Below are 5,431 nucleotides of genomic sequence, written 5' to 3'. Positions count from 1 at the left end.
GTGCAGGCCCCTCCGGCCCCCGCGCCCCCCCAGCGCAACGCCGTGCGCGCCGTGGGGCTGTTCGTCTCCGTCGGCGTCCTGTTGCTGGTCGTCGTCGCGAGCATCGCCATCGGCGCCAAGCCGCTCGCGCCGGGCGACGTGTGGCACGGCTTGTTCCACGCCTCGGGGACGGGCAACGACGTGATCGTGCAGGATGTCCGGGTGCCCCGCACCATCCTGGGCGTACTCGTCGGCGCGGCCCTCGGGCTCTCCGGCGCCGTCATGCAGGGGCTCACCCGCAACCCGCTCGCCGAACCGGGCATCCTGGGTGTGAACGCCGGGGCGGCGGCCGCCGTCGTGTCCGCCATCAGCTTCCTCGGCATCACCTCGCTGAGCGGGTACGTCTGGTTCTCGTTCGCCGGCGCGGGAGTCGTCTCGGTCCTCGTCTATCTCCTCGGCGGCAGCCGGGGCGCGACCCCCGTACGGCTGGCGCTCGCCGGCACCGCCGCGACCGCCGCGCTCTACGGCTACGTCAACGCCGTACAGTTGATGGACTCGGCGGCGCTGGAGCAGATCCGGTTCTGGACCGTCGGGTCGCTGGCCTCCGCCGACATGGTGATCATCGGTAAGGTCTGGCCGTTCGTCGCCGTCGGTGTGGTGCTCGCGCTGCTGATCGCCCGGCCGCTCAACGCCATGGAGATGGGCGAGGACACGGCGCGGGCGCTGGGCGTTCACCTGACCCGTACGCGCGTGCTCGCCATGGTCGCCGTGACGCTGCTGTGCGGCGCCGCGACCGCCGCCTGCGGGCCGATCGTGTTCATCGGGCTGATGGTCCCGCACCTGGTGCGGACCCTCACGGGACCCGACATGCGCTGGATCCTCCCGTACGCCGCCGTGCTGGCGCCGGTGCTGCTGCTGGGCTCCGACGTCATCGGGCGGGTCGTGGCCCGGCCGTCCGAACTGCAGGTCGGCATCGTGACCGCGCTCGTCGGCGGCCCCGTCTTCATCCATCTCGTACGCCGCCGGAAGATGGCTCAACTGTGACCGCTACCGCACCTCCGCAGCCCCGCGACCCGTCCCGGACCCGGACCTCGCGCGCGATCCGCACCGGCGGCGGGCTCTCCCTCCGGATCGAGCCGAGGGCGCTCCTCGCCACGCTGCTGCTCGCCGTCGTGGCGTTGGGCATGGGGGTCGTGCTCATCGGCAGCGGCGACTTCCCGATGTCGCCGGGGGATGTCGTACGCACGCTCCTCGGCAACGGCACCGCCTCGCAGGAGTTCATCGTGACCGAGCTGCGGATGCCGCGAGCCGTCGTCGCGCTGCTCGTCGGTGCGGCCCTCGGGGCCTCCGGCGCCGTCTTCCAGTCCATCTCCCGCAACCCGCTGGGAAGTCCGGACGTGATCGGTTTCGGGCAAGGCGCCACGGCCGGCGCGCTGACCGTGATCGTGCTGTTCAAGGGCGACGCGCTCGCGGTGACGGGCGGCGCGCTCGTCGGCTGTCTGCTGACGGGGGCCGCCGTCTACTTCCTCGCGTGGAAGCGGGGCGTGCACGGCTTCCGGCTGGTCCTCGTCGGCATCGGCGCGGCCGCCATGCTGACGGCGGTCAACCACTACCTGATCACCAAGGCCAGCATCGTCGACGCCACCCGCGCGACGGTGTGGATGACGGGCTCGCTCGACGGGCGCGGCTGGGAGCAAGCGTGGCCGCTGCTCGGCGTGTGCGCCGTGCTGATCCCGCTGATGCTCGGGCACGGGCGGTCGCTGCGCATGATGGAGATGGGCGACGACGCGGCGTACGCCCTGGGGGTGGGCGTCGAACGCGTCCGGCTCGTGCTGATGCTGTCCGCCGTCCTGCTCATCGCCGTGGCCACGGCCGCCGCCGGGCCCATCGCCTTCGTGGCGCTGAGCGCGCCGCAGCTCGCCCGCAGGCTGACGCGGTCGCCGGGGGCCAACCTCGGGGCCTCGGTGTGCATGGGCGCCGCCCTCCTCGTGGTCGCCGACTGGATCGCCCAGCAGGGCCTCGGCGGCACCCAGATGCCGGTGGGTGTGGTGACCGGCGTGCTCGGCGGCTGCTACCTGCTGTGGCTGCTGGTCGCCGAGCGCAAGGCGGGACGTATATGACGACCGAGAAGAACCCCAGGAGCATGCCAGTGCAGTGTCAGCGCCTCAGCGCGGAATCCGTCACCCTCGCGTACGACGACCGGGTCATCGCCGAAGACCTCTCCGTCGAGATACCCGACCACTCGTTCACGGTCATCGTCGGACCGAACGCCTGCGGCAAGTCGACGCTGCTGCGCGCCCTCTCACGCATGCTCAAGCCCTCGCAGGGGCGGGTGCTCCTGGACGGGCACGCCATCGGCTCCATGCCGGCGAAGAAGGTCGCCAAGACCCTGGGGCTGCTGCCCCAGTCGTCCGTCGCGCCCGACGGGATCACCGTCGCCGACCTGGTGGCGCGCGGCCGCTACCCGCACCAGGGGCTGCTGCGGCAGTGGTCGCCGCAGGACGAGCGGATCGTCGAGGAGTCGATGCGGTCCACGGGCGTCGGCGAGCTGGCCGACCGCTACGTCGACGAGCTGTCCGGCGGGCAGCGCCAGCGCGTGTGGATCGCGATGGCCCTCGCCCAGCAGACGCCGCTGCTGCTGCTCGACGAGCCGACGACCTTCCTCGACATCCAGCACCAGATCGACGTGCTCGACCTGTGCGCGGAACTGCACGAGACGCGGGGCCGCACCCTGGTCGCCGTACTGCACGACCTGAACCACGCCGCGCGGTACGCCACGCACCTGATCGCCATGCGGGACGGCGAGATCGTGGCGCAGGGCCCGCCGGCCGAGGTGGTCACCGCGGAGCTGGTGGAGCGGGTCTTCCGGCTGCGCTGCCAGGTCATCGACGATCCGGAGACCGGGACGCCGCTGGTGGTGCCGGCGGCGCGGCAGGCGCGCGGGCGGGCGGTGGCCGCGCCGGCTACAGCAGCTTCCTGAGCCGGATCAGGTCGCGCAGCCCGGCCTCCAGCCGGACCCGGCCCGAGGCCCAGGCCCTGGCGAAGTTCAGCTCGCCGTCGACCATGGCCACCAGGTCGTCGCCGGTCATGGCCAGGCGGATCTCGGCGCGCTCGCGCGGCGGCCCGTCGTGGGTGTCCCGTACGTCGATCCGGCCGTCCGCGAGGCGGCCGGTGAACGTGACGTCCAGATCCGTGATGTGACAGCTCAGGGAGCGGTCGAGCGCGGCGGCGCTGCGTACGCCGTCGTCGTCGGCCCGGGCCAGGTTGTCCGAAAGTGTGTCGAGTGCGCCGCGGCACTCCTCCGTCGTTGCCATCGGATCGACGGTACCCCAGGGCTTCGGGGTAGCGTCGGGGCATGAACCACGAGGTCGACGACGCCCCCCGCCCCGAGAGCGGCGCGAGTGGCCCGCACACCGCTCACGCCCGGTACGGCGACGACGACGCGGCGGCGGTGGCCGCCCCCTCCGGCCCGGCCGCCCCGGCGCCCCTCGGCATGGAGCGCACACCCACCGGGCACGAGGACGTCGACGCGCTCCTGGAGCGGCTGGGCGACGCCGACCACCTCCCGGCGGACGGGCACATCGAGGTGTACGAGGATGTACACCGGGGACTGCGTGAGGCGCTGACCGCGCTGGACGCACGACCGGGACCTCCGGCGCCCCCTTCCTCGTACGACAACAGGAGCTGAACCGATCGTGGCAGGAGTCGCGCGCCGACGCCTCGACGCCGAGCTGGTCCGCCGGAAACTCGCCCGCTCACGGGAGCACGCGAGCCAGCTGATCGCCGCAGGGCGGGTGAAGGTGGGCGGCGCCGTCGCGACCAAGGCGGCCACGCAGGTCGAGACGAGCGCCGCCGTCGTGGTGCTCAAGGACGACAGCGATCCGGACTACGTCTCACGGGGCGGCCACAAGCTGGCCGGCGCGCTGGAGGCGTTCGTACCGCTGGGGCTGAAGGTCGAGGGGCGGCGGGCGCTCGACGCCGGGGCCTCGACGGGCGGGTTCACCGATGTGCTGCTGCGCGCGGGGGCCCGGCAGGTCGTCGCCGTCGATGTCGGGTACGGCCAGCTCGCCTGGTCCCTGCAGTCCGATGAACGGGTGAGCGTCAAGGACCGTACCAACGTGCGGGAAATGACACTCGACACGATTGACGGGGAGGCGGTCGACCTGATCGTCGGTGACCTGTCCTTCATCCCCCTGGGGCTGGTGCTCCCGGCGCTGGTGCGGTGCGCCGCGCCGGACGCCGATCTTGTCATGATGGTGAAGCCGCAGTTCGAGGTGGGCAAGGACCGCCTCGGCAGCGGCGGCGTCGTACGCAGCCCCGAGCTCCGGGCGGAGACGGTGCGCGCGGTGGCGCGGCAGGCGTGGGGGCTCGGTCTGGGCGTACGGGGCGTCACCGCCAGTCCGCTGCCCGGGCCTTCGGGGAACGTCGAGTACTTTCTGTGGCTCCGGGCCGGTGCTCCCGAGCTCGACCCGGCGGATGTTGACCGTGCAGTGGCGGAGGGGCCGAGTTGACAACGACGACAGCGACGACCGACAGATCTGCCGAGACCCCTGGAGCGGAGCGCACTGTCTTCCTGCTCGCGCACACCGGACGCCCCGCGGCGATCCGCAGTGCCGAACTGGTCGTACAGGGCCTGCTGCGCAGCGGGATCGGCGTACGCGTGCTGGCGGCGGAGGCGGCCGACCTGCCGCTGCCACCGTCCGTCGAGACGGTGGCGGAAGCCTCGCCCGCCGTGCTCGACGGCTGCGAACTGCTGATCGTCCTCGGGGGCGACGGGACGCTGCTGCGCGGCGCCGAGTTCGCGCGTGCCTCAGGGGTGCCGATGCTCGGCGTCAACCTGGGCCGTGTCGGCTTCCTCGCGGAGGCGGAGCGCGACGACCTCGACAAGGTGGTCGACCGGGTCGTCACGCGGGCGTACGAGGTCGAGGAGCGCATGACCCTCGACGTCCTCGTGCACAACAACGGCGACATCGTCCACGAGGACTGGGCGCTCAACGAGGCCGCCGTACAGAAGGTCTCGCCCGAGCGGATGCTCGAAGTCGTCCTGGAGATCGACGGGCGGCCGGTGACCGGCTTCGGCTGCGACGGCATCGTCTGCGCCACCCCGACCGGTTCCACGGCGTACGCCTTCTCGGCCGGCGGGCCGGTGGTCTGGCCGGAGGTGGAGGCGCTCCTGATGGTGCCGATCAGCGCGCACGCGCTGTTCGCGAAGCCGCTGGTGACGTCGCCGAACTCGGTGCTCGCGGTCGAGGTGCAGCCGCACACGCCGCACGGCGTGCTGTGGTGCGACGGCCGCAGGACCGTGGAACTGCCCTCCGGCGCGCGGGTGGTGGTGCGCCGGGGCGCGGTGCCCGTACGGCTGGCGCGGCTGCACCACGCGTCGTTCACCGACCGGCTCGTGGCCAAGTTCGCCCTTCCCGTCTCGGGGTGGCGGGGGGCGCCGCACTGAGTG

7 protein-coding genes are annotated in these 5,431 nt (G+C 72.7%); 6 read left to right on the top strand and 1 reads right to left on the bottom strand.

The window, feature by feature from the left end:
* Window positions 1–42: 42 nt before the first annotated feature.
* Genes E2E34_RS30670 through E2E34_RS30660 form a run of 3 tightly spaced genes read left to right on the top strand, consistent with a single transcriptional unit; the run spans window position 43 to window position 2,959 of the window.
* Window positions 43–1,023, top strand: coding sequence for a FecCD family ABC transporter permease (locus E2E34_RS30670; protein ID WP_244316287.1), 981 nt, complete (start codon window positions 43–45; stop codon window positions 1,021–1,023).
* Window positions 1,020–2,099: a FecCD family ABC transporter permease gene (locus E2E34_RS30665; protein ID WP_138905124.1), complete on the top strand. Its 1,080-nt coding sequence runs from the start codon at window positions 1,020–1,022 to the stop codon at window positions 2,097–2,099. Before E2E34_RS30670 ends, E2E34_RS30665 begins: the two co-directional genes overlap by 4 nt.
* Window positions 2,096–2,959, top strand: coding sequence for an ABC transporter ATP-binding protein (locus E2E34_RS30660; protein WP_425573370.1), 864 nt, complete (start codon window positions 2,096–2,098; stop codon window positions 2,957–2,959). The genes E2E34_RS30665 and E2E34_RS30660 overlap by 4 nt, the downstream gene beginning before the upstream one ends.
* On the opposite strand, the gene E2E34_RS30655 is transcribed toward E2E34_RS30660, so the two are convergent.
* Window positions 2,943–3,293: an SCP2 sterol-binding domain-containing protein gene (locus E2E34_RS30655; RefSeq protein ID WP_138905123.1), complete on the bottom strand. Its 351-nt coding sequence runs from the start codon at window positions 3,291–3,293 to the stop codon at window positions 2,943–2,945. The genes E2E34_RS30660 and E2E34_RS30655 overlap by 17 nt on opposite strands.
* Window positions 3,294–3,334: 41 nt before the next feature.
* Between E2E34_RS30655 and E2E34_RS30650 the strand changes: the two genes are divergently transcribed.
* The 3 genes from E2E34_RS30650 to E2E34_RS30640 are packed head-to-tail and all read left to right on the top strand — an operon-like array spanning window position 3,335 to window position 5,428.
* On the top strand, window positions 3,335–3,667 hold the full coding sequence (locus E2E34_RS30650; RefSeq protein ID WP_244316285.1) for a hypothetical protein: 333 nt from the start codon (window positions 3,335–3,337) through the stop codon (window positions 3,665–3,667).
* 7 nt (window positions 3,668–3,674) lie between these two features.
* Window positions 3,675–4,490 (top strand): TlyA family RNA methyltransferase, encoded by an 816-nt coding sequence (locus E2E34_RS30645; RefSeq protein ID WP_138905122.1) that lies wholly within the window; start codon window positions 3,675–3,677, stop codon window positions 4,488–4,490.
* Window positions 4,487–5,428 carry an NAD kinase gene (locus tag E2E34_RS30640; RefSeq protein ID WP_138905121.1) on the top strand — a complete coding sequence of 314 codons (942 nt, stop codon included), beginning with the start codon at window positions 4,487–4,489 and terminating at the stop codon, window positions 5,426–5,428. The genes E2E34_RS30645 and E2E34_RS30640 overlap by 4 nt, the downstream gene beginning before the upstream one ends.
* Window positions 5,429–5,431 lie beyond the last annotated feature (3 nt).

The sequence above is a fragment of the Streptomyces albidochromogenes genome (assembly GCF_005981925.1).
GTDB lineage: Bacteria > Actinomycetota > Actinomycetes > Streptomycetales > Streptomycetaceae > Streptomyces > Streptomyces albidochromogenes.
Note: the sequence above shows the minus strand (reverse complement) of the source record. Positions and strands in the feature narration are given on the sequence as shown.